General features: G+C 53.5%; 36 protein-coding genes and 2 pseudogenes. 35 read left to right on the top strand and 3 right to left on the bottom strand.

The annotated features are described in order from the left end of the window. The first annotated feature begins 53 nt into the window (after positions 1–53). The 9 genes from ACLJTG_RS09665 (at position 54) to ACLJTG_RS09625 (ending at position 4,612) form a co-directional block, all read left to right on the top strand. Positions 54–287, top strand: a complete 234-nt coding sequence (locus ACLJTG_RS09665; RefSeq protein ID WP_131065850.1) for a DUF2732 family protein — start codon at positions 54–56, stop codon at positions 285–287. Further along, positions 287–508 carry a TraR/DksA family transcriptional regulator gene (locus ACLJTG_RS09660; protein ID WP_131065851.1) on the top strand — a complete coding sequence of 74 codons (222 nt, stop codon included), beginning with the start codon at positions 287–289 and terminating at the stop codon, positions 506–508. Before ACLJTG_RS09665 ends, ACLJTG_RS09660 begins: the two co-directional genes overlap by 1 nt. Beyond that, on the top strand, positions 509–907 hold the full coding sequence (locus ACLJTG_RS09655; protein ID WP_131065852.1) for a hypothetical protein: 399 nt from the start codon (positions 509–511) through the stop codon (positions 905–907). Beyond that, positions 904–1,176, top strand: coding sequence for a DUF5405 family protein (locus ACLJTG_RS09650; RefSeq protein WP_023888571.1), 273 nt, complete (start codon positions 904–906; stop codon positions 1,174–1,176). The genes ACLJTG_RS09655 and ACLJTG_RS09650 overlap by 4 nt, the downstream gene beginning before the upstream one ends. After that, a complete protein-coding gene (locus tag ACLJTG_RS09645) occupies positions 1,173–1,454 on the top strand; it encodes a DUF3850 domain-containing protein (RefSeq protein WP_023888570.1) in 282 nt (93 codons plus the stop codon). Before ACLJTG_RS09650 ends, ACLJTG_RS09645 begins: the two co-directional genes overlap by 4 nt. Then, positions 1,445–3,670, top strand: a complete 2,226-nt coding sequence (locus ACLJTG_RS09640; protein WP_410958955.1) for a replication endonuclease — start codon at positions 1,445–1,447, stop codon at positions 3,668–3,670. The genes ACLJTG_RS09645 and ACLJTG_RS09640 overlap by 10 nt, the downstream gene beginning before the upstream one ends. Before the next feature lie 117 nt (positions 3,671–3,787). Beyond that, positions 3,788–3,970, top strand: coding sequence for a hypothetical protein (locus ACLJTG_RS09635; RefSeq protein ID WP_000232650.1), 183 nt, complete (start codon positions 3,788–3,790; stop codon positions 3,968–3,970). Between the two features lie 3 nt (positions 3,971–3,973). Then, positions 3,974–4,207 (top strand): DinI family protein, encoded by a 234-nt coding sequence (locus tag ACLJTG_RS09630; RefSeq protein WP_001222154.1) that lies wholly within the window; start codon positions 3,974–3,976, stop codon positions 4,205–4,207. Between the two features lie 195 nt (positions 4,208–4,402). After that, positions 4,403–4,612, top strand: a complete 210-nt coding sequence (locus ACLJTG_RS09625; RefSeq protein ID WP_001749801.1) for a hypothetical protein — start codon at positions 4,403–4,405, stop codon at positions 4,610–4,612. 73 nt (positions 4,613–4,685) lie between these two features. On the opposite strand, the gene ACLJTG_RS09620 is transcribed toward ACLJTG_RS09625, so the two are convergent. From ACLJTG_RS09620 to ACLJTG_RS09610, 3 genes are all read right to left on the bottom strand, one after another. After that, positions 4,686–5,624: a hypothetical protein gene (locus tag ACLJTG_RS09620; protein ID WP_410958954.1), complete on the bottom strand. Its 939-nt coding sequence runs from the start codon at positions 5,622–5,624 to the stop codon at positions 4,686–4,688. Between the two features lie 434 nt (positions 5,625–6,058). After that, positions 6,059–7,105 (bottom strand): phage portal protein, encoded by a 1,047-nt coding sequence (locus tag ACLJTG_RS09615; protein ID WP_000517958.1) that lies wholly within the window; start codon positions 7,103–7,105, stop codon positions 6,059–6,061. Continuing rightward, a complete protein-coding gene (locus tag ACLJTG_RS09610; protein WP_000156056.1) occupies positions 7,105–8,874 on the bottom strand; it encodes a terminase ATPase subunit family protein in 1,770 nt (589 codons plus the stop codon). The genes ACLJTG_RS09615 and ACLJTG_RS09610 overlap by 1 nt, the downstream gene beginning before the upstream one ends. A 165-nt stretch (positions 8,875–9,039) precedes the next feature. Here ACLJTG_RS09610 and ACLJTG_RS09605 point away from each other — a divergent pair, with 165 nt between their 5' ends. The 26 genes and pseudogenes from ACLJTG_RS09605 (at position 9,040) to ACLJTG_RS09480 (ending at position 26,354) form a co-directional block, all read left to right on the top strand. Next, positions 9,040–9,894 (top strand): GPO family capsid scaffolding protein, encoded by an 855-nt coding sequence (locus ACLJTG_RS09605; protein WP_410958953.1) that lies wholly within the window; start codon positions 9,040–9,042, stop codon positions 9,892–9,894. A gap of 76 nt (positions 9,895–9,970) precedes the next feature. Further along, positions 9,971–11,038: a phage major capsid protein, P2 family gene (locus tag ACLJTG_RS09600; protein ID WP_001534863.1), complete on the top strand. Its 1,068-nt coding sequence runs from the start codon at positions 9,971–9,973 to the stop codon at positions 11,036–11,038. 3 nt (positions 11,039–11,041) lie between these two features. Continuing rightward, positions 11,042–11,791: a terminase endonuclease subunit gene (locus ACLJTG_RS09595; RefSeq protein ID WP_062958174.1), complete on the top strand. Its 750-nt coding sequence runs from the start codon at positions 11,042–11,044 to the stop codon at positions 11,789–11,791. Positions 11,792–11,884: 93 nt separating this feature from the next. Continuing rightward, a complete protein-coding gene (locus ACLJTG_RS09590; RefSeq protein WP_000214255.1) occupies positions 11,885–12,391 on the top strand; it encodes a head completion/stabilization protein in 507 nt (168 codons plus the stop codon). Continuing rightward, positions 12,391–12,594, top strand: a complete 204-nt coding sequence (locus tag ACLJTG_RS09585) for a tail protein X (protein WP_218506206.1) — start codon at positions 12,391–12,393, stop codon at positions 12,592–12,594. Before ACLJTG_RS09590 ends, ACLJTG_RS09585 begins: the two co-directional genes overlap by 1 nt. Before the next feature lie 3 nt (positions 12,595–12,597). Further along, the gene (locus ACLJTG_RS09580; protein WP_000134659.1) at positions 12,598–12,894 is read left to right on the top strand and encodes a phage holin family protein; all 297 of its coding nucleotides are present in this window, start codon (positions 12,598–12,600) and stop codon (positions 12,892–12,894) included. Further along, positions 12,881–13,378 carry a glycoside hydrolase family 104 protein gene (locus ACLJTG_RS09575; RefSeq protein WP_001144116.1) on the top strand — a complete coding sequence of 166 codons (498 nt, stop codon included), beginning with the start codon at positions 12,881–12,883 and terminating at the stop codon, positions 13,376–13,378. The genes ACLJTG_RS09580 and ACLJTG_RS09575 overlap by 14 nt, the downstream gene beginning before the upstream one ends. Then, positions 13,375–13,788, top strand: a complete 414-nt coding sequence (gene lysB / locus ACLJTG_RS09570) for an Rz-like lysis system protein LysB (RefSeq protein WP_000866102.1) — start codon at positions 13,375–13,377, stop codon at positions 13,786–13,788. The genes ACLJTG_RS09575 and lysB overlap by 4 nt, the downstream gene beginning before the upstream one ends. After that, positions 13,688–13,933 carry an Rz1-like lysis system protein LysC gene (lysC, locus tag ACLJTG_RS09565; protein ID WP_410958952.1) on the top strand — a complete coding sequence of 82 codons (246 nt, stop codon included), beginning with the start codon at positions 13,688–13,690 and terminating at the stop codon, positions 13,931–13,933. Before lysB ends, lysC begins: the two co-directional genes overlap by 101 nt. After that, the gene (locus ACLJTG_RS09560; RefSeq protein WP_001169074.1) at positions 13,896–14,363 is read left to right on the top strand and encodes a phage tail protein; all 468 of its coding nucleotides are present in this window, start codon (positions 13,896–13,898) and stop codon (positions 14,361–14,363) included. The genes lysC and ACLJTG_RS09560 overlap by 38 nt, the downstream gene beginning before the upstream one ends. Then, positions 14,356–14,805 (top strand): phage virion morphogenesis protein, encoded by a 450-nt coding sequence (locus ACLJTG_RS09555; protein ID WP_410958951.1) that lies wholly within the window; start codon positions 14,356–14,358, stop codon positions 14,803–14,805. The genes ACLJTG_RS09560 and ACLJTG_RS09555 overlap by 8 nt, the downstream gene beginning before the upstream one ends. Before the next feature lie 68 nt (positions 14,806–14,873). Next, positions 14,874–15,515, top strand: a complete 642-nt coding sequence (locus ACLJTG_RS09550) for a phage baseplate assembly protein V (protein WP_020845004.1) — start codon at positions 14,874–14,876, stop codon at positions 15,513–15,515. After that, positions 15,512–15,859 (top strand): GPW/gp25 family protein, encoded by a 348-nt coding sequence (locus tag ACLJTG_RS09545; RefSeq protein ID WP_000127177.1) that lies wholly within the window; start codon positions 15,512–15,514, stop codon positions 15,857–15,859. The genes ACLJTG_RS09550 and ACLJTG_RS09545 overlap by 4 nt, the downstream gene beginning before the upstream one ends. A gap of 6 nt (positions 15,860–15,865) precedes the next feature. After that, positions 15,866–16,774 (top strand): baseplate assembly protein, encoded by a 909-nt coding sequence (locus ACLJTG_RS09540; protein WP_020845005.1) that lies wholly within the window; start codon positions 15,866–15,868, stop codon positions 16,772–16,774. Beyond that, entirely contained in the window at positions 16,767–17,297 is a 531-nt protein-coding gene (locus ACLJTG_RS09535) for a phage tail protein I (protein ID WP_015973904.1), read from the top strand. The genes ACLJTG_RS09540 and ACLJTG_RS09535 overlap by 8 nt, the downstream gene beginning before the upstream one ends. Before the next feature lie 10 nt (positions 17,298–17,307). Beyond that, positions 17,308–17,880 (top strand): annotated as a pseudogene (locus ACLJTG_RS09530) (phage tail protein); the annotation flags it as partial. Between the two features lie 84 nt (positions 17,881–17,964). Further along, positions 17,965–18,033, top strand: a pseudogene (locus ACLJTG_RS09525) (tail fiber protein); the annotation flags it as partial. Beyond that, positions 18,034–19,284, top strand: a complete 1,251-nt coding sequence (locus ACLJTG_RS09520) for a phage tail protein (protein ID WP_410958960.1) — start codon at positions 18,034–18,036, stop codon at positions 19,282–19,284. It abuts the pseudogene before it with no gap. 12 nt (positions 19,285–19,296) lie between these two features. Beyond that, positions 19,297–19,845 (top strand): tail fiber assembly protein, encoded by a 549-nt coding sequence (locus ACLJTG_RS09515; RefSeq protein WP_020845008.1) that lies wholly within the window; start codon positions 19,297–19,299, stop codon positions 19,843–19,845. 134 nt (positions 19,846–19,979) lie between these two features. After that, entirely contained in the window at positions 19,980–21,167 is a 1,188-nt protein-coding gene (locus ACLJTG_RS09510; RefSeq protein WP_001279033.1) for a phage tail sheath protein, read from the top strand. A 15-nt stretch (positions 21,168–21,182) separates the two neighbouring features. Next, a complete protein-coding gene (locus ACLJTG_RS09505) occupies positions 21,183–21,701 on the top strand; it encodes a phage major tail tube protein (RefSeq protein ID WP_001207675.1) in 519 nt (172 codons plus the stop codon). 62 nt (positions 21,702–21,763) lie between these two features. Then, on the top strand, positions 21,764–22,099 hold the full coding sequence (locus ACLJTG_RS09500; protein WP_001029726.1) for a phage tail assembly protein: 336 nt from the start codon (positions 21,764–21,766) through the stop codon (positions 22,097–22,099). A 14-nt stretch (positions 22,100–22,113) separates the two neighbouring features. Continuing rightward, positions 22,114–22,251: a GpE family phage tail protein gene (locus tag ACLJTG_RS09495; protein ID WP_322741397.1), complete on the top strand. Its 138-nt coding sequence runs from the start codon at positions 22,114–22,116 to the stop codon at positions 22,249–22,251. Then, positions 22,244–24,688, top strand: coding sequence for a phage tail tape measure protein (locus ACLJTG_RS09490; protein WP_410958950.1), 2,445 nt, complete (start codon positions 22,244–22,246; stop codon positions 24,686–24,688). The genes ACLJTG_RS09495 and ACLJTG_RS09490 overlap by 8 nt, the downstream gene beginning before the upstream one ends. A 14-nt stretch (positions 24,689–24,702) precedes the next feature. Continuing rightward, positions 24,703–25,188, top strand: coding sequence for a phage tail protein (locus tag ACLJTG_RS09485; RefSeq protein ID WP_001749785.1), 486 nt, complete (start codon positions 24,703–24,705; stop codon positions 25,186–25,188). Further along, positions 25,185–26,354, top strand: a complete 1,170-nt coding sequence (locus ACLJTG_RS09480; RefSeq protein WP_023888554.1) for a phage late control D family protein — start codon at positions 25,185–25,187, stop codon at positions 26,352–26,354. Before ACLJTG_RS09485 ends, ACLJTG_RS09480 begins: the two co-directional genes overlap by 4 nt. Positions 26,355–26,429 lie beyond the last annotated feature (75 nt).

Genomic DNA, 26,429 nt, shown 5'->3' with positions numbered 1-26,429 from the left:
AATTAATGGCGTAAACCCGCCGGGTATTCTTTTGCCTAAATTCAGGAGGATTTATGAGTCGAGTTGTTTATTTTTCAACACCGAGAAATGCAGGAAAAAACACGCTGGATGAATTGTTTAAAGAAGCCAAAAAAGAAGAGCGTAAAGACCGCGCGCTCGCTGTTTCCATCCGCCTTGAGGCACTGGCTATCCATATCACCAAAGAGGGTATGAGTGGCACCGAAGCTGCCGAACTGCTGCGTCGTGAAGCAATCCGCTTTGAGAATGAATCACAGGAGCTGCACTAATGGCCGACGCAATGGATTTAGCACAACAGCGCGAGCAGGAAGACCGCGAGCGCCACATCAGCAACGCGCGCAGCCGTATCGCTGCGCCTTCCCGTTTTCTTTGCGAAGAATGTGACGCACCAATCCCGGAAGCTCGCCGCGCTGCGATTCCGGGCGTGGCTTTTTGCGTGACCTGCCAGAAAATCGCCGAACTTAAATCAAAACACTACAGGGGCGTATAAATGGCTAATAACCAGTTATCAGAGTGGCGCATGGCGCTGAATAAGGCCGTTGAAAACTATCAATCTGCCCATGCATGGTATGAAGAAAATCAGAGCAGCCTCTCAGTTATGCAGGATGTGGAAGAAGCGGAGGGGGTGATTGAAAAGCTGATAAGGCAGTACGGGGTACTCATCGTCTTAAATTTGCTTGATGAGATAGATGAGCTTAAAGAACTTCAGGAATACCGAAAGGCTCGTATTGTTCCAGATGGCTGGGTAGCAGTACCCGCAGAACCTACTGGCGATATGCTGGCGCGCATCAAGCTTTCTAAAGTTTGGACAACCGAAGCGCTAACCGCCAGATACAAAGATATGCTCCGTGCCGCTCCTCGCGCTCCATATATGGAGATAAACAAATGAGCATTCATATCACCATTGGCGACAAATGGGTTATTACCAGCGACCAGTATCAATTCATCCTTAATGAAAAAAAAGTCGTTAAGTCTGGTAAAAAAGCTGGCGAGGAGTGGCTCGACACTATCGGCTATTACCCTAAGATTAACCAGCTTATTTCCGGCCTGATTCATCACCATATTCAGCAGTCATCAATTACCACTCTTGACGCAATGGCCGCTGAAATCGAGCGTATCGGAGAAATGTGCGCCTCCTCAATCAAGGCGGCGGCATGAGAAAAACACATCAACTAAAAATTCGGCCTGAGTTTTTTCAGGCTGTCCTCAATGGAACGAAAAAAGCCGAATTTCGTCTTGCTGACCGTGATTTTGCTGTAGGGGATTTACTTTGCTTAAACGAGTATGGCCACTGCGAATATGATCCGCAAAAGGTCGGTTTTACCGGCGCTTTTGTCTACGTGCTGGTGACTCATGTAACTGACCTTAACGAGTGGGCTCCCGGATATGTGATGTTAAGCATACAGCGCAGGCAAATGGGGGAACTATGCGGGTAAGCGTTAACTATGCTTACCCGTGGAACGCTCCACGGTCGGCAATAGCCAGCCCATATCTTACCTATGACCAACAGTATCGCCGCGACCGTATGTTCGCGGCTTTGCTGCATGCGAAAAAGGTGCTTTCTCTCCAGCCTGAGTGCGTGCGTTTTGATGTTTATCGAACCGCTGCGGTGTTGGAGCAAAATCAGGGCAGTCAACGAGCCAATGCTTTTTTAATCAGCTTCTGCAAAAAGGCATTGCCGCGTCTTGAACTGGTCGCAAAAAAATACGAGTGCGCGGGTATTAACAGCAATGTATCAGCCGCTGTTTTTGGCAGTCATTTTGATACTGAACTTATGCAATATCTGGCGTCACGCATGGTCAATATGGTCGCCAGATTTAACCGCCTCCCGGACATGTCACGCGCCGATATCGACCTTTTGGCCGCTGATATCGCTAATTTCATTCGTGCTGAACTGGCTGACATTGATGACACCGGATTTAGCGAGCTTAAAACGCTGTACACCTGGTACATGCGCGCCGGTTTTATTTCTATGCAATTCAATGTTACCCCTCCGCATTGGGAGCGGGTGACAAAGAAATATGTCGGAGAAGATGAAATTGCCCCGGCCATCGCTCGCATGTTTAACGATGTGTGGTGGCGTGGTCGTCTGCGTCGCATTGCGGCTGCATGGCGCGAACATCTGCAAATTGCTGTCGGCAACGTCAGTAAGAAAAAGCATGCCTATGCGAGTAAAAACTGCGTGACTGACTGGCGTGAACAAAAGCGCCGCACTCGTGAATTTCTCAAAGGTCTGGATCTCGAAGACGAAGACGGCAACCGTATCAGCCTGATTGAAAAATTTGACGGCTCGGTCGCTAACCCTGCGATACGCCGCTGCGAGCTGATGACCCGCATCCGTGGGTTTGAAAATATCTGCAATGAACTCGGATACGTCGGGGAGTTTTACACCCTGACCGCACCGTCTAAATATCACGCCACGACTAAAGCGGGATACCGTAACAGCAAATGGAACGGAGCCAGCCCATCGGACACGCAGAGCTACCTAACCGGCCTTTGGGCGCGCATTCGTGCCAAGCTACATCGGGAAGAAATTCGCATTTTCGGCATACGTGTTGCCGAGCCTCATCACGACGGAACGCCGCATTGGCACATGCTTATATTCATGTTGCCAGAAGACGTCGAGCGCGTGCGCCTCATCATCCGCGATTATGCATGGGAGGAAGACCACCACGAACTTAAAAGTGATAAGGCTAAAAAAGCCCGCTTTCATGCTGAGGCTATCGACCCGGAGAAAGGCAGTGCTACCGGCTATGTCGCGAAATACATCTCTAAAAACATCGACGGTTATGCTCTCGATGACGAAACCGATGACGAAAGCGGTGAGCTGCTAAAAGAGACGGCACCCGCCGTTTCAGCATGGGCGGCTCGCTGGCATATCCGTCAGTTTCAGTTTATCGGCGGTGCTCCTGTGACGGTATATAGGGAGCTTAGAAAAATGGCTGACCCAGAAACGGCAAGGGTGCTTAGTGTTGAATTCGCCGAAGTACATGACGCCGCTCATTATGGCCGCTGGGCTGACTATGTTAACGCTCAGGGTGGGCCTTTCGTCCGTCGGGACGAATTACAGGTGCGCACTCTTTACGAGCCGCGAACAGAGCTTAATCAGTATGGTGAGGAAATAGTCTGTATCAAAGGTGTGTACGATTCCACCATTGGTGCAGGCACTCCGATTTTAACCCGGCTTACGCAGTGGAAAATTGTGCCGAAGCGTGCCGTTGATTTGGCCGTTGACGTTAAGGGCGCACCTGCGCCCTCTCGGAGTTCTGTCAATAACTGTACGGGAAGCGAAAGCGATCCACCGGAACTCGATTTATCTAAACCCCTAAGTCGACGTGAAAAACGAGAGCTGACAAACCGACTCAGGAAGCAAAAGCCAGCAATACGGCGAAAATTTATCCACGGAACGGATGAGCAAAACGCAGCTATAGCGAAAACTATCGACGAGATACATCTGACTACCGGCATCACAATCAGCCGGGGCGAAGCCCTGCACCTGATGGCCGGTGGTAAAAGTTGTTTTGATGGCAAATGGCTACGCGGAACGTCCAAAGGTGAAATATTTTCCGCAGCGCCATCGCATCAGGCTAAAGCCAGGAAAATCCTTAATCGTGTTGCTGCGATGGCTGAAGCAGCAAAAACCAATATCTGAGTAATTCACATCCATATCATGAACATACAACAATCACCCTGTTCATTTTTTTCTTCCCATCTTTTACCAATACGTGCTACTGTATAAATATACAGTACACCCTATGGGAGGGATTTCATGGTTGGCGAACATTTCAGCCGAACGCAGCAAAAGTGGGCTTGTGTGCAATTTATTGCCGAGGTATCTCTGATTGCAAACTGCAAGCCATCAGACTTAAAGCTCGCGCTCACTCTCATTGCAGACCTAGCAAACAGCGAAAATAACGAAACCGAAGATGATATTTTTTATAAGGCTGATTAGATTATGAGAATCAATATCACGTTGGATAAAGAACAAAAAATTAGTCAGGCAACATTGGATGCACTTGAGGCAGAACTGTACCGCAACCTTCAACCTATTTACCCAAAGACTGCTATCCGCATTCGCAAAGGCTCCGCAAATGGCGTTGAGCTAAGCGGTTTGAAACTGGACGAAGATAAAAAACGAGTAATGGAAATCATGCAGCAGGTATGGGAGGACGATAGCTGGCTGCATTAACAAACGCCGCCGGCGCCGAAACTTGCTTCCAGTGCTGGCGGGGTTGAACAACTCGCACCGCGAGGCGTTAGTTCTACCTTTCAAAGTTTCTCGATGTGTTATTGGTTACACACCCGTGATGAATGGGACGTTACCTTATCGGATTTTATAGTGGCGTCTTGAGGACACTAAATAAAATTCATTGAGGGCGATAATATGCATCGACTACCGGGCGAAATTCCGCAGCACAAAACTAAAAGCATAAAACTTATGGCTATCGTTCATCGTCTGCAGACGATAATGGTCAATGAAAACCTGACTCCAGCAGAGTTGGTCGGGTGTGCAGAAATCGTCAGGGATAACTATGGCAAACTGGATAATATCAGCAGACCGGCACATTATGCACCGCCACCACGTAGACCATAGCAAACGCCGTCGGCGCTGAAACTCGCTTTCAGTGCTGACGGGGTTGAACAACGAGCTACGCGAGGCGTTAGTGTTAATTTAGTTTTAATGAATGGTACTCTACCGAGTCGACCTTAGATTTGATATATGTACAATCATTTACAGAGAGTAATGCTGCTAGTAGGCGACATACCAGAGCCTGCATTTCTCGTAATATATCATCACCATATTGACCGCTATTAACACTGGAGAAACAAAGCGGTTGACCATAGAAAATAGCCTCATGAAAATTATCATTGCGGATAGTTGTAATATTTTTTTTGCCTGTGACCCATGAAGGCCGTGGTATGCCATAAGTTTCGCACAGCCACTTTAACCGCCTGGAGTGATTTAGCGTTTTTTCAGAGCACTTGTTTTTTTCTGCCCACGCTAAAGCAAAGCAACCATCCAATGCCATATAAAGATACTGGAATTTTTCAAAGGAAAGGTATTGTGGGTTGTGAGATAAAAATAGCGCGTGCATCACCGCCGCTATTTTTATTGGTGAGTTCTCAGTTTTTTGCTCGCTAGATATGTAATTGAGAGCCAATTCTATGATTGCTTTTTCAGAGCATCTGCCGAGAATAAAGTCTGTTAACTTAGCAGGCTTGATAGTGGTTGCATCTAAAAAACCAGCATCGGTGGTTGTTAATCTCATTCCACTGAAAAAAGACAGACACCACACAACAAAGTTGATAGTTTCTAGCGAGGATGTATTTTTTAATTTTAGCATGTGCGTTTTTGGCAATCCGAATACTCGGCAACTATAAGGCATTATGGATATGCCGCCATTAAAGTTATATACCTCTTGGTTTCCGGGGTATATCCAGCCATTAACAACATTTTTGTCATTGTTAACGCGCTCTACTTTCTCAGCGAGGCCGGGTAAAGTAAGTAAAGAAAAATTTTCAGACTCAATGTTAACTTCTACTGGATAGTATCCAAACTCAGATCCAATCTCATCGGGTTGCTGTTCGTCAACTTCACCTTGCATATCTTTCTCCGTTCAAAAATAGGCTCGATAATTATCGAGAGGATATCATGTTTGGAAATAGCTAATGTCCGTGATTTTTGTGAATTTAAGGTGATTTATCAATAAATAAGCTGTGCATGCAACAGGTGCATGGTTTTGCATGCTTCAGGCTTGCCCGTTCTGGCCCTGCGCCGCCAGAGCTGGCGCGGATCCAGAATGGTCATGCAACTGCATTAAAACCGACCCATAAAGCGGGCAGGCGTGGCGGGGAAAGCATTGCGCGCCAGCGGTGGTGCGTAATATTAAAAATTATCGTCTGAGCGCGTCGTGATGGCGCTTTCGTGGTCGCTGTCGGTTCGTTGGTGGGCTGGTGTGGTTGTGCGCGTGTGGCGCGTCTGAGGCGTGATGGTGGCGGGGTATGAAAAAGCCGCCAATACTGGCGGCTTGAGGGGGGATTATTCCGGGTTGTCGAGGGTGTACTCTTTGAACCTGATGACCTCCATACCGAGCCAGTCGTTTACCTCCCTGAACCTGTCCTGTAGCGGCGATAACTCGTTACGCACAAAGACCTTTGCCACCTTCTCAACGTCACCCATTGAGCCAATATTCTCAGGCTTGCCGCCCATGAGCTGGAACGGTACGCGGTGCGCATCCATCAGGTCGGCAGCGCTGGCTTTCTTGATGTTAAAAAAGTCATCCTTTGTGGCGACTTCGCTCAATGGCACGATTTTTATGCCGTCCGGTTTCCCGTTCGGTGAGTAGAAAAACAGGTTTTTAAAGTTGCCGAGCCCTTTAGAGTTACGCATTGCATCGCGCAGCGATTCGACGTCAGTCGCGCTTTGCGCCGGGTCAGTCACATACATGATGTAACCTGCGTGCGCGCCGTTCTGGTAATACTTGCGGCGGAACAGCGTTGCGGATTCATTCAGCCAGGCGGAATTAAGTGCGCTGAGATATTCAGGCAGGCCGTAAATCTCCTGATTAATATCAGGCTCCAGCAGGTGGAACACGGTATCGGGTGCGAATTCATGCGGCTGAGTGAAGTTTTCCACAAACCAGAAAACCGAATCATCGACCCCGCGTCGGGTGTATTTTGCCGGTGAAGTCAGCAGTTTGATTAACTGGCCGGTGACGCTGTGGCGCTGCTCAAGAAAGGCGTTACCGAATACCAGATAGTCGAGTGCAAAGCGGCTGAAATCCTGACGGGACAGCAGCGGGTGCGGAATGTAGGTGCTCGCGAGCACGTTGCGTTTAACGTAAATCGGTGAACTGTGATGCACTGCAGAGCGCAGGCTTTTTGCCAGCCCGGAGAAGCTGACCGGCGGCTCGTACCATTTGCCGTTACTGATGCACTCGACGTAATCCAGAATGTCGCGCTTATCGAGCACCGGCACCGGCTCACCGAAGGTGAACGCCTCCATTTTTTGCGGTGCGCTGGCTTTTAGTTGCTGTGGTGCGCGGGCTTTCTGCGCGGCGGCTTTACGGGATTTTTGCTTACCCATTAGTTGAACTCCAGAATAGATTTAGGCTGCATGCCGCTACCGGCAGAAAGCGGTTCGTTTAACAGGGCGTGCATGGTGGCCCATGCGATATCAGCGTGACTGGCCTCCTCGGTGCGACTGGCCTCATAGGTGGCGCTGCGCCCGCTGCTGGTCATGGTTTTGCGGATGGACATAAACGACTGTGTGACGTCAGTTGCACCGGCGTCGTACTCCAGACAGCCACGGCGAATCGTGTCTTTCGCCTTGAGCACCATTGCGGTTTTCATTTCTGGCGTGTAACGGATACCGCGAGCCGCCGGGTAGAATGAGCGCACCAACTGGAATACGCCGAGACCGAGGCCGGTCGCGTCAATGCCGATGTATTCGACGTTGTATTTCTCAGTGAGCCTGCGGATGCCTTCTGCCTGCGCGGCAAAGTCCATGCCTTTCCACTGGTGACGCTCCAGCATGCGAAACTTGCCACCCGAAACCACCGGCGGCGCGAGTACGACACATCCGGCACTGTCGCCGGTGTGGGACGGGTCGTAGCCAATCCAGACCGGGCGCGAGCCGAATGGATGGTCGGCGAACGGGGCGAAGTCCTCCCATGTTTCCATCACGTCGACCATGCAGCGCTGCAGCTCCTCGAACGGGAATACCGATGCCTTATCGTCGACAAACTCGCACATAAACAGGTTCTTAAAGTCCTCATCACTGTTTTCGCGTCTGAGCTGGTCGAGGTCGAACAGGGTGCAGCCACCGGCAAGGGCGTCCTCAATAGTGACAATCTGCCGCCACTGTCCGTCAGCGCAAAGAAGCCCACCGGCGAGCGCGCTGTGACTGATGTCGATTTCGATGCGGTCAGCGGCACTGGCGCGCCCCTTGTTGAACAGCTCGCCAGACCAGAAGGGGTAAGCGCCGTGCGCCAGCGTGGAAGGTGTCGAAAAGTAAGTTGAGCGCAGATGCTTTTGCGAGGCCATGCCCGATGCGACTTTGCGCAGCTTCTGAAAATTCGGGATCCAGAATATTTCATCGACATACAGGTCGCCGTTATGGCTCTGTGCGGTGTTGGAATTGGTGCCGAGAAAAATCAGCTTTGCGCCGTTGTTGCCGATGACAATCGGGTCGCCGGTCAGGTCGACGTCAACCAGTCGCGCAAACTGGATGATGTATTCCCGGAACACGTAAGCCTGAGTTTTACTGGCCGACAGAAAAATCTGGTTATGGCCGGTCTTGAGCGCGCGCAGCAGTGCCTCGCGGGAAAAGTAGAACGTCGCGCCAATCTGGCGGGATTTGAGAATATCGCGAATACGGTGCGCCAGTCCTGCCCGGTACCACTGCAACTGGTATTCGAAAGACTGGTCGAAGAAAATTTCTTCCAGCTTTGCGACAGCCTCATCGCTGAAAAAGTTCTTTTTCGGCCTCTTACGTTCCCCCTTGTTACGGTTGGCAACGTTGGGGTTAAGGTCGGCCTCGTTGCCGGTCTGGCTGTAGCGGTTAACGCGCGCCAGTCGCTCAATCTGCCGCCCAAGCAGGTCAATCTCTTTAAAGTCACCGCCTGACTTTTGCGGCTTGGCGATGAGCTGAATCAGCCTGGCCTCAAGGCTGCTTTCGACACGGGAAATCGGTGCGATGCCGTCCCAGCCGTCGCGCTGTTTCCAGCTCTGCACGGTCGGGCGCTTGACCTGCAGCATTTCGGCAATCTGTGGCACGGAAAAGCCCTGCCAGTAAAGCAGCGATGCCTGTCGTCGCGGGTCATGCAACAAGGTTGTATCGGTGGAAATGGTCATTGATGCCTCGCCGTAGTGGATTCAGGGCAAGGCTACTTAATGGCCGTCAGTGATTCGCTAAGGTGCTGTTGTGTGGGCGATTGTCCAGCCGTCGTTAGTGGTCTGGCGTGCCCTGAGTCTGGAAACTGGCGTTGACCAGTAACCCTAACCTCAGGACTCCTGACAATGGCAAAAAAAGTCTCAAAATTCTTTCGCATCGGCGTCGAGGGTGATACCTGCGACGGGCGCATTATCAGCGCCAGTGATATTCAGGAAATGGCCGAAACCTATGACCAGCGCGTCTACGGTTGCCGTATCAACCTTGAACACCTGCGCGGCCTGCTGCCTGATGGCATATTCAAGCGTTATGGCGATGTGGTCGAGCTGAAAGCCGAGAAAATTGACGACGATTCTGCGCTTAACGGCAAATGGGCGTTGTTCGCTAAAATCACCCCGACCGATGACCTTATTGCGATGAATAAAGCCGCGCAGAAGGTCTACACCTCAATGGAAATTCAGCCGAATTTTGCCAATACCGGCAAATGCTATCTCGTTGGTCTGGCTGTGACCGATGACCCGGCAAGCCTCGGCACCGAATACCTCGAATTCTGTCGCAATGCAAAACACAACCCGCTTAACCGCTTTAAGGCTAACCCTGAAAACCTGATTTCAGCGGCAACGCTTGCCGAGCTGGAGTTTGAAGACCAACCGGAAACGGTATTTACCGCCCTGACTGACAAAGTGAAAGCCATTTTCAGCCGTAAGCAGGTCAGCGACGATGCGCGCATGAATGATGTGCATGAGGCGGTGACCGCCGTCAGCGAGCATGTGCAGACCAACCTCACTGCGCAGGATAAGCGTCTTTCCGATATGGAAACCGTGCTAGCCACCTTTAAACAGGAGCTGACCGGCAAGGTTGAAGAAACCAGCCAGGCATTTTCCGCCCTGAAAACCACCCTCGATAAAACCGAAAGTTTCAGCCAGCCGCGACGCACGAAAGCCAGCGGCGGCGGTGGCGATGAGCTGCTGACCGACTGCTGATAAACCGCAGAACAGAAACCGGGCGGCAACCCCGCCCGATGCAGTGACTAACCGATAAATTCAAACAGGAAAGACTATGCGCCCGGAAACCCGTTTTAAGTTTAATGCCTATCTGACCCGCGTCGCTGAGCTGAACGGCATCAGCACTGATGATGTCAGTAAAAAATTCACCGTCGAGCCGTCCGTCACGCAAACGCTGATGAACAAAGTGCAGGAGTCATCCGCGTTTCTGCAGACGATTAATATTCTGCCGGTCGCAGAAATGAAGGGTGAGAAAATCGGCGTCGGTGTGACCGGTACTATCGCCAGCACGACTGATACCTCGGGCGATGATGAGCGTAAGACCGCAGACTTCACCGCGCTTGAATCCAACAAGTACGAGTGCGACCAGATTAACTTTGACTTCCACCTGAAATATAAAACCCTCGACCTGTGGGCGCGTTTTCAGGACTTCCAGCGCCGTATCCGCGACGCCATTGTCAAGCGTCAGGCGCTCGATTTCATCATGGCTGGTTTTAACGGTACCACCCGCGCCGCCACCTCTGACCGTACCAAAAATCCGATGCTGCAGGATGTGGCCGTCGGCTGGCTGCAGAAATACCGCAATGAAGCCCCGACACGTGTGATGAGCAATATCACCGATACTGACGGTAAGGTCGTTTCGGCAGTGATTCGCGTTGGTCGAAACGGTGACTATGAGAACCTCGACGCGCTGGTGATGGATGCCACCAACAACCTGATTGACGAGGTTTATCAGGATGACCCGAAACTCGTTGCCATCGTTGGCCGTAAGCTGCTGGCCGACAAATATTTCCCGCTGGTGAACAAGCCGCAGGAAAACAGCGAGGCGCTCGCGGCAGATATCATCATCAGCCAGAAGCGAATCGGCAACCTGCCTGCTGTGCGCGTGCCGTACTTCCCGGCGAATGCCGTACTGGTAACTACTCTGGAAAACCTCTCTATCTATTTCATGGATGAGAGCCACCGCCGCAGCATTGATGAAAACCCGAAAAAAGACCGCGTTGAAAACTACGAGTCGATGAATATCGACTATGTGGTCGAGGCGTATGCCGCCGGGTGCCTGCTGGAAAACATCACCCTGGGCGATTTCACCGCACCTGCAGCACCGGAAAGCGGAGCCTAAACCATGACGAGCCCCGCACAGCGTCACATGATGCGGGTCTCGGCCTCTCAAGCCGCGCAGCGGGAGCAAGCCCCGCTGCGCCATGCAACCGCCTATGAGCAGATGCTGGTTAAGCTGGCCGATGACCGCCGCACGTTAAAAAACATCCGTTCAAACGAACGTAAAGCCGAGAAAAAGCGCGAGCTGCTGCCGTTCTATGCGCCGTGGGTCGCCGGTGTGCTGGCTGATGGTCGTGGTGCGCAGGATGACATTGTTATGACCGTCATGCTGTGGCGTCTCGATGCCGGTGATATCGCTGGCGCTCTGGAAATTGCCCCCTACGCACTGAAATACGGCCTCACCTCTGACCATCGCCGCACAACACCTTACATGCTGGTTGAAGAAGTGGCGCTTGCCGCGCAGCGTCTGCGCGATGCCGGTGAGTCTGTCGACCTTTCCTGGCTGCAGACCACTATCGACCTGACCGACGGTGCTGACGTTCCCGATATGGTGCGCGCCCGTCTGCATAAGGTGACAGGCCTGACCCTGCGTGATGCCGGTATGAATGCAGAGGCGCTGGCGCAGTTTCAGCGCGCGATGCAGCTCGACCGCAATGCCGGTGTGCGCAAGGAGATTGAGCGGCTGGAACGCGCACTGAAGCCAAAAGCGGAGGCACCACCTCGTAAAACGACTAAACCGCGCACGCGCAAACCTGTCGCCAGACCGGCAGCAAAGCGCGGGCGTCCATCAAAGGCGGTAAAAACCGCCGGTTAACTGAACGCTCCCCGAGCCGGGCGGCACGCCGGTCAAAGCGGGTTTTGACCCTGACAGCGACCGGCGTCCACCGCCCAACCTGATGAGGTTGTCATGACGACAGTGATTCTGAACCAGCCCGACGAACCGCAGGACGTACCGGGCGTGGTGATTCCCGTACCGGAGACGGGCGATGCAGTAATTAAAAACACGTTCTTTTTCCCTGATGTGGATCCGAAGCGCGTGCGCGAGCTGATGCGGCTTGAGCAGACGGTTTCCGATGCGCGCCTGCGCCATGCCATCAGAACCGGCATGGCGGAAACCAATGCGGAGCTTTACGACTACCGGCTGCGCCAGACTGCCGCCGGGTTTAAGCATCTGGCCGACGTGCCTGCTGAGGAAATCGACGGCGAGAATGTGCGTATTTTCCACTATCTGAGCGCCGTAACGGCGATGGCAACCGCCACCCTGTATGAGCGCTATCGCGGTGTTGAAGCCACCGGCAAGGGTGACAAAAAAGCCGACAGCGTCGAAACCACCATTGATGACCTGTGGCGGGATATGCGCTGGTCGGTCGCGCGTCTGCAGGACAAACCGCGCTGCATCGTGGGCCAGCTCTGATGAAGGTCAGGTCGATGCAGGGCGACACCCTCGACGTGATTTGCGCCAGGTATTACGGGCGCACTGAGGGCGTTGTTGAAACGGTGCTGCAGGCTAATCCCGGCCTGTCTGAGCTGGGCGTCATTCTGCCGCATGGCACGGCAATTGACCTGCCCGATGTGCCGTATTCACCCGTAACTGAAACTATCAATCTTTGGGAGTAAACCATGACAGAAGGGGAAAAAGGCGTCCTGTCACTGTTTGTGATTGGGGCACTGATTGTGGTCGGAAAAGTGCTGGCAGGCGGTGAACCCATCACCCCGCGTTTGTTTATCGGGCGCATGTTGCTCGGCGGTTTTGTCTCAATGGTCGCCGGTGTTGTTCTGGTGCAGTTTCCTGATATGTCACTGCCCGCTGTGTGCGGTATTGGATCCATGCTCGGTATTGCCGGTTATCAGGTGGTGGAAATCGCCATTCAGCGCCGCTTTAAGTCACAGAAGGGGGAAGGCGATGCCGGTCATTAATACTCACCAGAATATCGCCGCCTTTCTGGACATGCTGGCGTATTCCGAAGGAACGGCGAACCATCCGCTGACGAAAAACCGTGGCTACGACGTCATTGTTACCGGCCTTGATGGCAGGCCAGAGATTTTCACCGATTACAGCGACCACCCTTTCGCACATGGCCGACCCGCGAAAGTGTTTAATCGCCGTGGCGAGAAATCCACGGCATCGGGGCGTTACCAGCAGCTTTATATGTTCTGGCCGCACTATAAAAAACAGCTCGCATTGCCTGATTTCAGCCCACTGTCGCAGGACAAGCTCGCGATCCAGTTAATCCGGGAGCGCGGTGCTATTGACGATATCCGGGCGGGGCGTATTGAGCGTGCTGTTTCCCGTTGCCGGAATATCTGGGCGTCATTGCCGGGTGCCGGTTACGGCCAGCGCGAGCACAGTCTCGAAAAGCTGGTTACCGTCTGGCGCACGGCTGGCGGGGTGGTGGCATGAAAGTCCTGATAACGCTGTTTGTGCTGGCCGTGCTCGGTCTGATGTGGTTGCGCCATGAGAATGGCAATTTATCCCGCTCCTTTGAGACGGCAAACCGCGTTGCGAGCGAGCAAAAGGCGACGATTGGCATGCTGAAAAATCAGCTCAGTGTCGCTGGCCAGCTCGCCCGACGTAATGAATCCGCGCAGGTGGCACTGCGCGAACAGCTCGCAAAGGCAGGCGCAGAAGCAAACCGCCGCGAGCAGACGATAACGAGGTTACTTGATGAAAATGAAGCCTTTCGCCGCTGGTATAACGCTCCTCTGCCTGATGCTGTGCGCAGGCTGCACACCCGCGCCGCCTGCGCCAGCGCCGGTGATTGTGGTCAGCGGATGCCCGAGGGTGAGCCTTTGCCCGATGCCGGGAAGTGATCCGAAAACTAATGGTGACCTGAGCGCGGATATCCGCCGCCTTGAGGGCGCGCTGACCGCCTGCGCGCTGCAGGTCAAAACCGTCAAACACTGTCAGGATGAACTCGATGCAGAAGCACAAAAGCCTGCGCAAGGCACTGATTAACGCCGTGCCGCAGCTCCGAAACAACCCCGATATGCTGCGCCTGTTCGCTGATAACGGGCATACGGATTCCCGACTGGAGAGCTCGCTGTCGTTTGAAAAGGTGTACGTGCTTAACGTGGTGGTGACTGACTTTACCGGCGACCTCGATTTGATATTTGTGCCGGTACAGGCATGGCTGCGTGAGCATCAGCCGGACATTATGACCACCGACGACGGGCGGGAGAAAGGATTCACATGGATGATTGATATCAATAACGACGATTCGCTCGATATCAGTATCAGCCTGAGACTCACCGAGCGCACGCTCGTCAAAGAGGTCGACGGCGCATTGCATGTCAGCTATGCCCCTGAGCCACCGCTGCCTGAGCCAGTGACGCGCCCGGTCGAGCTGTACGTTAACGGCGAGCTGGTGAGTAAGTGGGATGAGTGAGTTAACCGCGCTGCAGGAACGCATTGCCGGTCTGATTGCCAGCCTGTCACCGGCGGCGCGTCGTCAAATGGCGGCTGACATTGCAAAAAAACTGCGCGCCAGTCAGCAGCAGCGCATCAGGCGACAGCAGGCACCCGACGGCACCCCGTATGCCGCCCGAAAGCGCCAGCCGGTGCGAAGTAAGAAAGGCCGTATCAGGCGCGAAATGTTCGCCAGACTGCGCACTAACCGCTTTATGAAAGCCAAAGGCAGCGACAGTGAGGCGGTGGTGGAATTTACCGGCAGGGTACAGCGCATGGCGCGGGTGCATCAGTATGGCCTCAAAGACCGGCCAAATCGTCACAGCCGGGATGTGCAGTACGCGGCGCGCCCGTTGCTCGGTTTCACCCGCGACGATGAGCAGATGATTGAAGACATCATTATCAGGCATCTCGGTAAATAAATATTGTGTGAACCACCACCGGAGCCGTGCGAATTGGCGCGACTCCAGACCAGAGGCATCCTTGCACTATGAATACGTTATCCACAATACAGGAGCTCGCGCGCGCGATTCGCAACCTCATCCGCTCAGGTGTGGTGACTGAGGTCGATACCGCGCAGGGGCTGTGCCGCGTACAAAGCGGCGGGATCCAGACTGCATGGCTGAACTGGCTGACCACCCGCGCCGGTCGTTCGCGGACATGGTGGGCTCCCTCGGTCGGTGAGCAGGTGCTGCTGCTGGCAATTGGTGGCGAGCTTGATACTGCTTTCGTGCTGCCGGGGATTTTCTCCGACGATAACCCTGCCCCGTCAGCCTCGGCGGATGCGTGGCATGTGGTGTTCCCCGACGGCGCTGTTATGGAGTATGAGCCGGAAACCGGTGCACTGACGGTCAGCGGCATCAAGACTGCCGATGTGACGGCATCGGAGTCCATTACCGCCACCGTGCCGGTGGTACTGGTAAAAGCGGCAGAACGTATCACCCTCGACACCCCGGAGGTGGTATGCACCAACAAACTGACGACGGCCACGCTTGAGGTGCAGAAAGGAGGCACCATGCGTGGAAACATTGAACATACCGGCGGTACGTTTAAATCAAACGGCGTACAGGTCGATGACCACGGTCACGGCGGCGTGCAACGGGGCGGGAGCTGGACGGAGGACACCAGATGACGGCGCGTTATATGGGGATGAACCGCAATACCGGCCTCGGTATCAGTGACAGTGAACATATCAGCCAGAGCATGCGCGACATTCTGCTGACGCCGGTCGGCTCGCGGGTAATGCGTCGTGAATATGGCTCGCTCCTGTCTGCGTTGATTGATATGCCGCAAAACCCGGCGCTTAGGCTGCAAATCATGGTGGCATGCTATTCCGCGATCCAGAAGTGGGAGCCACGCATCAGGCTTACCTCCATCAGCTTTGAGCGAGGAGACACTGGCGAAATGTATGTCGATATTACCGGGATGCGTACCGATACTGGTGCGTCAGTTTCAACCACTGTTTCACTGAGTTAAACCACTATGGCAACTGTTGACCTGAGTCTGCTACCTGTTCCTGATGTGGTCGAGGAACTGGACTATGAAACTATCCTTGCGGAGCGCATTGCAACGCTGATTTCGCTCTATCCGGAAGACCAGCAGGAAGCCGTCGCCCGGACGCTCGCACTTGAGTCTGAGCCAATTGTTAAATTGCTGCAGGAAAACGCCTACCGCGAGGTTATCTGGCGTCAGCGTGTCAATGAAGCTGCACGCGCAGTGATGCTGGCTTATGCCATAGGCAGTGACCTCGATAATATCGGGGCGAATTTCAGTGTTGAGCGCCTTGTCGTCACGCCTGCTGATGACACCACCATTCCACCCACCCCGGCAGAAATGGAACTCGACGCCGATTATCGTCTGCGTATACAGCAGGCTTTTGAGGGACTGAGCGTGGCGGGGTCTGTCGGGTCGTACCAGTATCATGGCCGTAGTGCTGACGGGCGCGTCGGCGATATTTCAGTTATCAGCCCGTCGCCAGCCTGTGTGACGATTTCCGTGTTGTCTCGTGAAAACAACGGCGTCGCATCTGAGGAACTGCTTGCAATTGTGCGCAATGCCCTGAACGCAGAAGATGTCAGGCCGGTCGCTGACCGGGTGACGGTACAGTCAGCCGAAATTGTTAACTACCAGATTAACGCCACGCTTTATCTTTATCCCGGCCCGGAAAGTGAACCCATCAGGGCGGCGGCTGAGGCAAAGCTGAAAGCCTATATCAGCGCGCAGCACCGCCTCGGGCGCGATATCCGTAAATCAGCGATTTATGCCGCCCTGCATGTTGAGGGTGTTCAGCGGGTGGAGCTGGCGGCACCGGTCGCGGATATTGTTCTCGATAACACACAGGCGTCCTTTTGCACTGACTACAGCCTTGTAATCGGGGGCTCTGATGAATGACTCACGATTGCTGCCGGTAGGCTCATCGCCACTGGAGGTTGCCGCCGCAAGGGCATGTGCCGAGATTGAAAGAACGCCGGTCAACATCCGCGCGTTGTGGAACCCTGACACCTGTCCGGAAAATTTGCTGCCGTGGCTGGCGTGGGCGTTTTCTGTCGACCGGTGGGATGAGAACTGGCCGGAGGGAACAAAACGTGCCGTTATCCGTGATGCATATTTCATTCACTGCCACAAGGGGACTATCGGCGCAATCCGTCGGGTAGTGGAGCCTCTCGGCTATGTCATCAATGTAACGGAATGGTGGGAAAGCAGCGACCCGCCCGGCACATTCCGGCTTGATATCGGGGTGCTTGAAAGTGGCATTACCGAGGAAATGTATTTCGAAATGGAACGACTGATTGCGGATGCAAAACCAGCCAGTCGTCATCTGACTGGCCTGAATATTGTCCAGGACATTCCCGGTTATTTGTATACCGGCGGCGTGTCCTGCGATGGCGATATTATTACGGTTTACCCGGGATAAGTGAGGAATAATGAGCACGAAATTTAAAACCGTTATCACCACTGCCGGAGCCGCTAAGCTTGCTGCGGCCACCATGCCGGGCGGTAAGAAAATAAATCTTAACGTTATGGCTGTTGGTGACGGCGGTGGAAAACTGCCGGTGCCTGATGCCGGTCAGACGCAGCTTGTTAATGAGGTCTGGCGTCACACTCTGAATAAAATCAGCCAGGACAACCGGTACAGTAATTACATTGTGGCCGAGCTGGTTATTCCGCCGGAGGTGGGCGGCTTCTGGATGCGTGAGCTTGGCCTTTACGACGATGAAGGGACGCTGATTGCTGTTGCCAATATGGCCGAAAGCTACAAGCCAGAACTGGCTGAGGGCTCAGGGCGTGCGCAGACATGCCGCATGGTCATTATTGTCAGCAGTGTCGAGTCTGTGGCGCTGTCCATTGACTCAACGATGGTGATGGCGACGCAGGATTATGTCGACGACAGGCTCGCCGAACATGAAAAATCCCGTCGTCATCCTGATGCCACTCTTAAAGAAAAAGGGTTTACTCAGCTCAGTAACGCGACAGACAGCGAGTCTGAAACGCTCGCAGCGACGCCGAAAGCTGTCAAGACAGCGTATGACCTTGCTAATGCGAAATATACAGCTCAGGACGCCACCACAACGCGTAAAGGCATTGTGCAACTCAGCAATGCCACTGACAGTGTGTCTGAGACGCTTGCCGCGACACCGAAAGCGGTCAAGGTGGCATATGACCTTGCTAACGCGAAATATACAGCTCAGGACGCCACTACAGCGCGTAAAGGGATTATCCAGCTCAGCAATGCCACTGACAGCACGTCTGAGACGCTGGCCGCAACGCCGAAAGCGGTTAAAGCGGCTATGGATAATGCGAACGGACGCGTCCCGTCAGACCGTAAGGTCAATGGGCATCCATTATCCGGGGATATCACCCTGTGGGCGTCAGATGTGAAGGCTATTTCCGCAGATGCCATTGGACAGATTACCGATAACGGCACGATGGCATCAGCTAATACTCCAGGATGGTGGCGGGTGGCGGTGTCGAATTCTGATACGGTCGCTGATTTTCCGACCTATCCGGATGGCAGCAAGCTGTACAGCTACGGATATATGTTTGTTGAGAAAATTGGAGAAGTCTGGTTTCAGCACTATTACGCGCATATGGGCGCGAACGCAAAGCGCCAGGACTGGGGAACGGAACCGAATACCAGCCGCCAGTGGGTTATTGACTACAACACCGTAAATAAACCTTCAGCCAGTGATGTGGGTGCATTGCCGATTACCGGGGGGCGGCTTAACGGCCCACTGGGTATTGGTACTGACAATGCACTGGGCGGTAATTCGATTGTATTCGGCGATAACGATACAGGGTTTAAGTGGCACAGTGACGGCGTTCTGGGTATTTATGCCAATAGTGCCCAGGTCGGTTATATCGACAATTCCGGGCTGCACATGCTGGCAGATATGCGCGCTACTGGTGTCGTGCGCACCGGCAACGGAAAAACACTGACGTTATCGAGTGGTAACAATTCTGCACTGAATGCTGGTTTAAGTCTGTGGGGAGGTGGAGAACGTCCAACAGTCATTGAGCTGAGCGATGAACAGGGATGGCATTTATACAGTCAACGAAATACGGACGGAAGTATTTCATTTACTGTTAACGGTATCGTCTACTGTAACGCGTTAAATATAGGTGGCGCTATTTATCAGAATAACGGTGATATCTTTGGTTCGTTATGGGGAAATGGCTGGTTAAGTACATGGATTCACAACAATGTAGTAAAAGCGGTCAGACTTGGCCCCGTGGCGCTTTCTGGCGGTCTGTGGCGTGATTTTCAGCTTGGCGGCGGACAGGTGGTGACGGGGTTCCATACTGACGGTAGCTGGGAAATGGAAGGTGGTGATGACAAGGTTTATTACCGTCCCATTCAGTATCTGGTTGGTGATACGTGGGTGACAGCCCCAAGTGTATAAGAAGGAATAATTATGACAGCGGCAAAAAATAAAAAGAACAAGCAGTTTTTAAATATTAAAAATTTCATTCCGTATACACCGGAACCAGACGATACATTATTCGCCGGTGCGGCGCATCTACAATCAGAGGATGGTCAGGACTGGTATGCATGCCAGCAATTATTTTCAGAAGACACGCTGAAAATTACCTACGACGATAACGATGTTATTACGTGTATCACGCGCGATATTTCCGGTTTATGGCCTGCTGGCCAGAGCGTGGCGGAGCTACCTGATACGGATGAAAACCGTCTCGCTGATATTTCAGGCGGCTGGCAGTTTAAAGACGGTAAAGTCGTTCAACGGGTTTATTCGCCGGAAGAGCTGCGTAAAAAGGCGGAGGCTGAAAAAGTTCGCCGCCTTGCTGAGGCTGAATCAGCCATTGCACCGCTGGCGCGGGCAGTAAAACTAAAAATTGCCACAGATGAAGAGTTTAAACGGCTGGAAGCATGGGAACTCTACAGCGTAATGGTAAACAGGGTGGATACATCTGCGCCTGACTGGCCGGATATACCACGCTAAATATTCAGGTGGGTTTATTACCCGCCTTTTCTTTTTCCTGTCGTTGTGCCATCAACCTGACAGCCGGTACAAATAGCCCCCTCTTGTGTACTGACCTGAAAATATACTCACCCCTTAACCACGGAGTTAACCGGATGAGTGATTTTCACCACGGCACGCAGGTCATCGAAGTTAATGACGGTACGCGTGTTATTTCCACAGTAGCGACTGCGGTCGTCGGCATGGTTTGTACAGCCAGCGATGCAGATGCCACGCTATTTCCCCTCAATGAACCGGTACTGATTACCAATGTGCAAAGTGCCATTGCGAAAGCCGGTAAAAAAGGCACGCTGGCTGCATCACTGCAGGCCATTGCAGACCAGTCAAAACCCGTCACTGTTGTTGTACGCGTTGAAGATGGAACCGGAGATGACGAGGAAGCTGCGCTCGCACAGACTGTTTCCAACATTATCGGAGGTACGGATGAGAACGGTAAATACACCGGTATCAAGGCTCTCCTGACTGCTCAGGCCGTCACCGGCGTCAAGCCGCGTATTCTTGGGGTGCCGGGGCTGGATACTAAAGAGGTCGCGGTCGCGCTTGCGTCGGCTGCCATTAAGTTACGTGCATTTGCTTACGTCAGCGCATGGGGCTGTAAGACTATTTCCGAAGCGATGGAATATCGTAAGAATTTCAGCCAGCGCGAGCTGATGGTTATCTGGCCTGATTTCCTCGCGTGGGACACCGTCAAAAATACCACCGCAACGGCTTACGCCACGGCGCGCGCACTCGGCCTGCGCGCCTATATCGACCAGGCAGTCGGCTGGCACAAAACCCTGTCTAACGTTGGTGTACAGGGCGTTACCGGCATCAGCGCCTCAGTGTTCTGGGATTTGCAGGCATCCGGCACCGATGCTGACCTGCTCAACGAGGCCGGGGTTACAACGCTGGTACGCAAGGACGGTTTCCGCTTCTGGGGTAACCGCACCTGCTCGGATGACCCGCTTTTTCTGTTTGAGAACTACACCCGCACCGCACAGGTACTGGCCGACACGATGGCGGAGGCGCACATGTGGGCGGTCGACAAGCCCATTACCGCCACGCTCATTCGTGACATTGTTGACGGCATTAACGCCAAATTCCGCGAGCTGAAATCAAACGGCTACATCGTGGAGGGTAAATGCTGGTTCGATGAGGAATCGAACGACAAGGAAACCCTCAAGGCCGGGAAACTGTATATCGACTACGACTATACACCGGTTCCGCCACTGGAAAGCCTGACCCTGCGCCAGCGTATCACCGATAAATATCTGGTGAATCTGGCCGAATCGGTCAACAGCTAAGGAGCCTGAAATAACATGGCACTACCCCGTAAACTCAAATATCTGAATATGTTCAATGACGGCCTCAGCTACATGGGTGTTGTTGAATCCGTGACACTGCCGAAACTGACCCGCAAGCTCGAAAACTATCGCGGCGGCGGTATGAATGGCGCGGCAGCGATTGACCTCGGCCTCGACGATGATGCGCTCACCGTCGAATGGTCTGTCGGTGGCCTGCCTGATGTGGCGCTGTGGGCGCAGTACGCCGCCCCGGGTGCTGATGCTGTGCCGCTGCGTTTTGCCGGTTCTTACCAGCGCGACGATACCGGCGAAATCGTGGCGGTCGAGGTGGTCATGCGTGGCCGTCATAAAGAAATCGACGGCGGCGAGAATAAGCAGGGTGAAAACACCTCGACCAAACTGTCGACTGTCTGCACCTACTACCGCCTCACGATTGATGGCAGCGACGTCATCGAAATCGACACCGTCAACATGGTCGAGAAGGTGAACGGCGTCGACCGTCTGGAACAGCACCGCCGCGCAATCGGGCTGTAATTCCCTGACCGGTCAGCACTGCTGGCCGGTTATTAATCCCATTTAGAACAGAGAAAAACATCATGGCAAAAGCACCACGTAAAACCGCTGAATTTATTGATACGGCTGGCAATGAAATTGACACCGTAAACCCGAACGTCGTGACCCTGGACAAACCGATTAAGCGCGCCGGTCAGACGATTGATAAAGTCACCCTGATTGAGCCGAACGCCGGTACCCTGCGCGGCGTCAGTCTGGCAGCGGTGGCGCAGTCCGAAGTCGACGCCCTGATTAAGGTGCTGCCCCGCATGACCTACCCCGCGCTCACCGCGCAGGAGCTTACCGCGATGAACCTGCCTGATATGTTGTCGCTGGCCGCTAAGGTGATTGGTTTTTTGTCACCGGCTTCGGCGGAATAGACTTCCCGCCAGACCTGTCGACTGATGACCTGATGGCGGATATCGCAGTGATATTCCACTGGCCGCCATCAGAACTCTGTTCCCTGAGCCTGAGCGAGCTCATCACATGGCGCGAAAAGGCGCTGCAGCGTAGCGGAAACCACAATGAGTAATAACCTGAGGCTTGAGGTATTGCTGAAAGCGGTCGACCAGGCGACCCGACCGCTTAAATCCATCCAGACCGCGAGTAAAACCCTGTCGGGTGATATTCGCAACATACAAAAGGGTCTGCGCGACCTGAACGGTCAGGCGTCGAAAATCGACGGCTTTCGTAAGGCAAGCGCGCAACTGGCCGTGACTGGTCAGGCGCTTGACAAGGCAAAGCGCGAAGCCGGTGAGCTGGCTGTGCAGTTTAAAAACACCACCAGTCCGACCCGCGCACAGGCGCAGGCGCTCGAAGCGGCAAAACGTGCCGCCTCTGAGCTGCAGATGAAATATAACAGCCTGAGAACATCGGTACAGCGCCAGCGTTCCGAGCTGATACAAGCCGGTATCAATACCCGCACCCTGTCTGCCGATGAACGTCGACTCAAAACCTCCATCAGCGAAACGACGGCGCAGCTTAACCGACAGCGTGAGGCACTGGCGCGCATCAGTGCGCAGCAGGCGAAATTAAGCCGGGTGAAAGAACGATATAAATCAGGTAAAGAGCTTGCCGGTAACATGGCTGCTGCAGGTGCTGCCGGGGTCGGTATTGCGACGGCGGGAACGATGGCCGGGGTTAAATTACTGATGCCCGGTTATGACTTTGCACAGAAAAATTCCGAGCTGCAGGCTGTGCTCGGGGTAGAAAAGCAGTCGCCAGAAATGCAGGCGCTACGTAAACAGGCGCGCCAGCTCGGTGACAATACCGCCGCTTCTGCTGATGATGCAGCCAGTGCGCAGATTATCATTGCAAAAGGTGGTGGTGATGCGGCAGCTATAGCGGCTATGACACCTGTGACTCTCAACCTGTCACTTGCGAACAGAAAAACAATGGAGGAAAACGCGCAACTGTTGATGGGGACAAAAGCCGCCTTTCAGCTTTCTAATGATGCGGCTGCGCATATCGGTGATGTTCTTTCAACCACGATGAACAAAACCACCGCTGATTTTCAGGGACTAAGTGACTCATTAAGTTATCTTGCCCCTGTTGCGAAAAATGCTGGAGTGAGTCTTGAACAAGCGGCGGCGATTACCGGCACGCTGCATGACAACAATATCAGGGGGTCAATGGCTGGGACGGGCGGCGCTGCTGTTATAACGAGACTACAGGCGCCCACAGGCAAAGCATACGATGCTCTCAAAGAGTTAGGGGTTAAAACCTCGGACAGCAAAGGCAATACGCGCCCGTTATTTACCATTCTGAAAGAGATGCAGGCCAGTTTTAAGCGCAACAATCTTGGTACCTCACAAAAGGCCGAGTACGTAAAAACGATATTCGGCGAGGAGGCTATGAAGTCTGCAAGTGTCCTTATGGCGGCAGCAGCAAGCGGAAAACTCGATAAGCTAACTGCCACGATAAAGGATTCAGACGGTAAAACCGAGGAACTGGTCAAGGTTATGCAGGATAACCTCGGCGGCGACTTTAAAGAGTTTCAATCTGCTTATGAGGCCGTCGGAACCGACCTTTACGACCAGCAAGATAGCTCGTTGCGTCAGCTAACTCAGACAGCAACGCGATATGTGCTAAAACTCGATAACTGGATCAAAGACAACAAGGAATTAGCGGAAACTATCGGCATTATCGCCGGTGGCGCACTTGCTCTGATTGGCATTATCGGCGGCATTGGTCTCGTTGCGTGGCCGGTTGTCATGGGGGTTAACGCCATTATCGCTGCTGCTGGCGTACTGGGTACGGTCTTTACTGTCGCCGGTAGTGCCATTGTGACCGCACTCGGTGCGATTACCTGGCCGATTGTGGCCGTCGGGGCGGCGATTGTGGCCGGGGCGTTACTCATCCGTAAATATTGGGAGCCTATCAGCGCATTTTTCTCTGGGGTGATTGAGGGCATCATGAGTGCTTTTGCTCCGGTCGGGGAAATGTTTGCGCCACTGGCACCCATTTTTGATGGACTCGGTGAGAGGCTGCGCGGAGTCTGGCAATGGTTTAAAGACCTGATTGCACCGGTGAAGGCCACACAGGAGACGCTCGATAGCTGCAAAAATGTCGGCGTTATATTTGGTCAGGCACTGGCTTCGGCCTTGATGGCTCCGCTCAATGTTTTTAACAAGCTGCGCAGCGGTGTCGACTGGCTTCTCGAAAAGCTCGGCATTATCAACAAAGAGTCAGGCAACATCGACCAGACCGCCGCCAGAACCAATGCCGCCATGCAGGGTAATTCCTACATCCCGGCAACCAGCACATATGGCGGCTATCAGGCTTATCAGCCCGTTACCGCACCGGCGGGGCGCTCTTACATTGACCAGAGCAAAAGCGAATACAACATCACTCTGCCGGGTGGTGTTGCGCCGGGGCATCAGCTTGACCGCCAGTTACGCGACACGCTCGAACAGATTGAACGTGATAAACGTGCGCGCCAGCGTGCCAGTATGACCCACGATTTCTGAGGAAGGATAAAACGATGATGCTTGCGCTGGGAATGTTTGTTTTTGAACTCCGTACTCTGCCTTATCAGTCAATGCAGCATTCGAAAGATTACCGCTGGGCGTCTAATGACCGGGTCGGTAAACCGCCTGCATATCAGTTTCTCGGCGAGGGGGAAACCGCAATACAGCTTGCCGGTACACTTTACCCTGCCATTACCGGCGGTCATATATCCCTGCTGGCTGTGGAACTGATGGCCGATGAGGGCAGGGCGTGGCCGCTGATTGAGGGGACTGGCAAAATCCTCGGGATGTATATCATCGATAAGGTGTCGACCACGCACGCCGAGTTTTTCAGCGATGGCGCGGCAAGAAAGATTGATTTCACGCTTTCGCTAAAACGGGTCGATGAATCACTGACGGCAATGTTTGGCGACCTGAATAAACAGGCGAGCGAGCTTCTCGGCTCTGCCGGTAATCTGACCGATAAGCTGCAGGGTGCGCTCGGAGGGCTGACCACATGATTACAGGCATGACCATTGACGCCGGCGCCAGTCTTGCACCGGCATTTATGCTAACGCTGAACAGCCAGGACATTACCAGCAATTTTAGTGACCGGCTGATTTCTCTCACCATGACCGACAACCGGGGGTTTGAGGCTGACCAGCTCGACATTGAGCTCGACGACACCGACGGCAAAGTCGAGTTACCCCTGCGCGGGGCGGTGCTGACGCTGTGGCTTGGCTGGCAGGGTTCGGCGCTACTGAATAAAGGCGATTTTACGGTCGATGAGATTGAGCACCGGGGCGCGCCTGATACCCTGACCATCCGGGCGCGTAGCGCAGACTTTCGCGGAACGCTCAATTCACGACGTGAAGAATCATGGCACGATACCACCCTCGGTGAGCTGGTAAGCACCATTGCAAAGCGTAACAAACTGACGGCCAGCGTCGCGGATTCGCTGAAACAAATCCCGGTACCGCATATCGACCAGTCGCAGGAATCCGACGCGGTATTTCTTACCCGGCTGGCTGACCGAAACGGAGCGACTGTATCGGTTAAAGCGGGAAAGCTCCTTTTTCTGAAAGCCGGTAGTGCGCTGACGGCCAGCGGTAAGCCCATTCCACAAATGACGCTGACCCGCAGTGACGGCGACCGCCATCAGTTTGCCATTGCCGACCGCGGAGCTTATACCGGTGTAACAGCTAAATGGTTGCACACCAAAGACCCGAAGCCGCAAAAACAGAAAGTGACGCTGAAACGCCAGCCAAAAGAGAAGCACCTTCGCGCACTGGAACACCCGAAAGCAAAGCCGGTTAGCAAAAAGACGAAGTCCAGAAAAGAGCCGGAGGCTCGCGAAGGTGAGTATATGGTCGGTGAGGCCGATAACGTGCTGGCACTGACGACGGTCTACGCTTCCAGAGCGCAGGCGATGCGCGCCGCTCAGGCTAAGTGGGATAAGCTGCAGCGAGGCGTTGCGGAGTTTTCAATTACGCTGGCGCTTGGTAGGGCTGATTTATTCCCTGAGACACCGGTGCGCGTGTCAGGCTTTAAGCGCGTCATAGACGAGCAATCTTGGTTAATCAGTAAGGTGACTCACAATATGAATAAAAGTGGCTTCACGACGGGCTTAGAGCTTGAGGTTAAGCTCACTGATGTGGAGTATAGCTCAGAAGAAAGCGAAAGCTAAAAAAGCAAATCAAAACTTGAAAATGCAAATTTAGAGTTTATTATTCCCTCAGATACGCCAGCAGGGGGAATAATT

Source organism: Salmonella sp. SAL00672 (genome assembly GCF_046552175.1).
In the GTDB taxonomy this organism is placed as follows: domain Bacteria; phylum Pseudomonadota; class Gammaproteobacteria; order Enterobacterales; family Enterobacteriaceae; genus Salmonella; species Salmonella enterica.
This window is presented reverse-complemented; position numbering and strand designations above follow the sequence as displayed.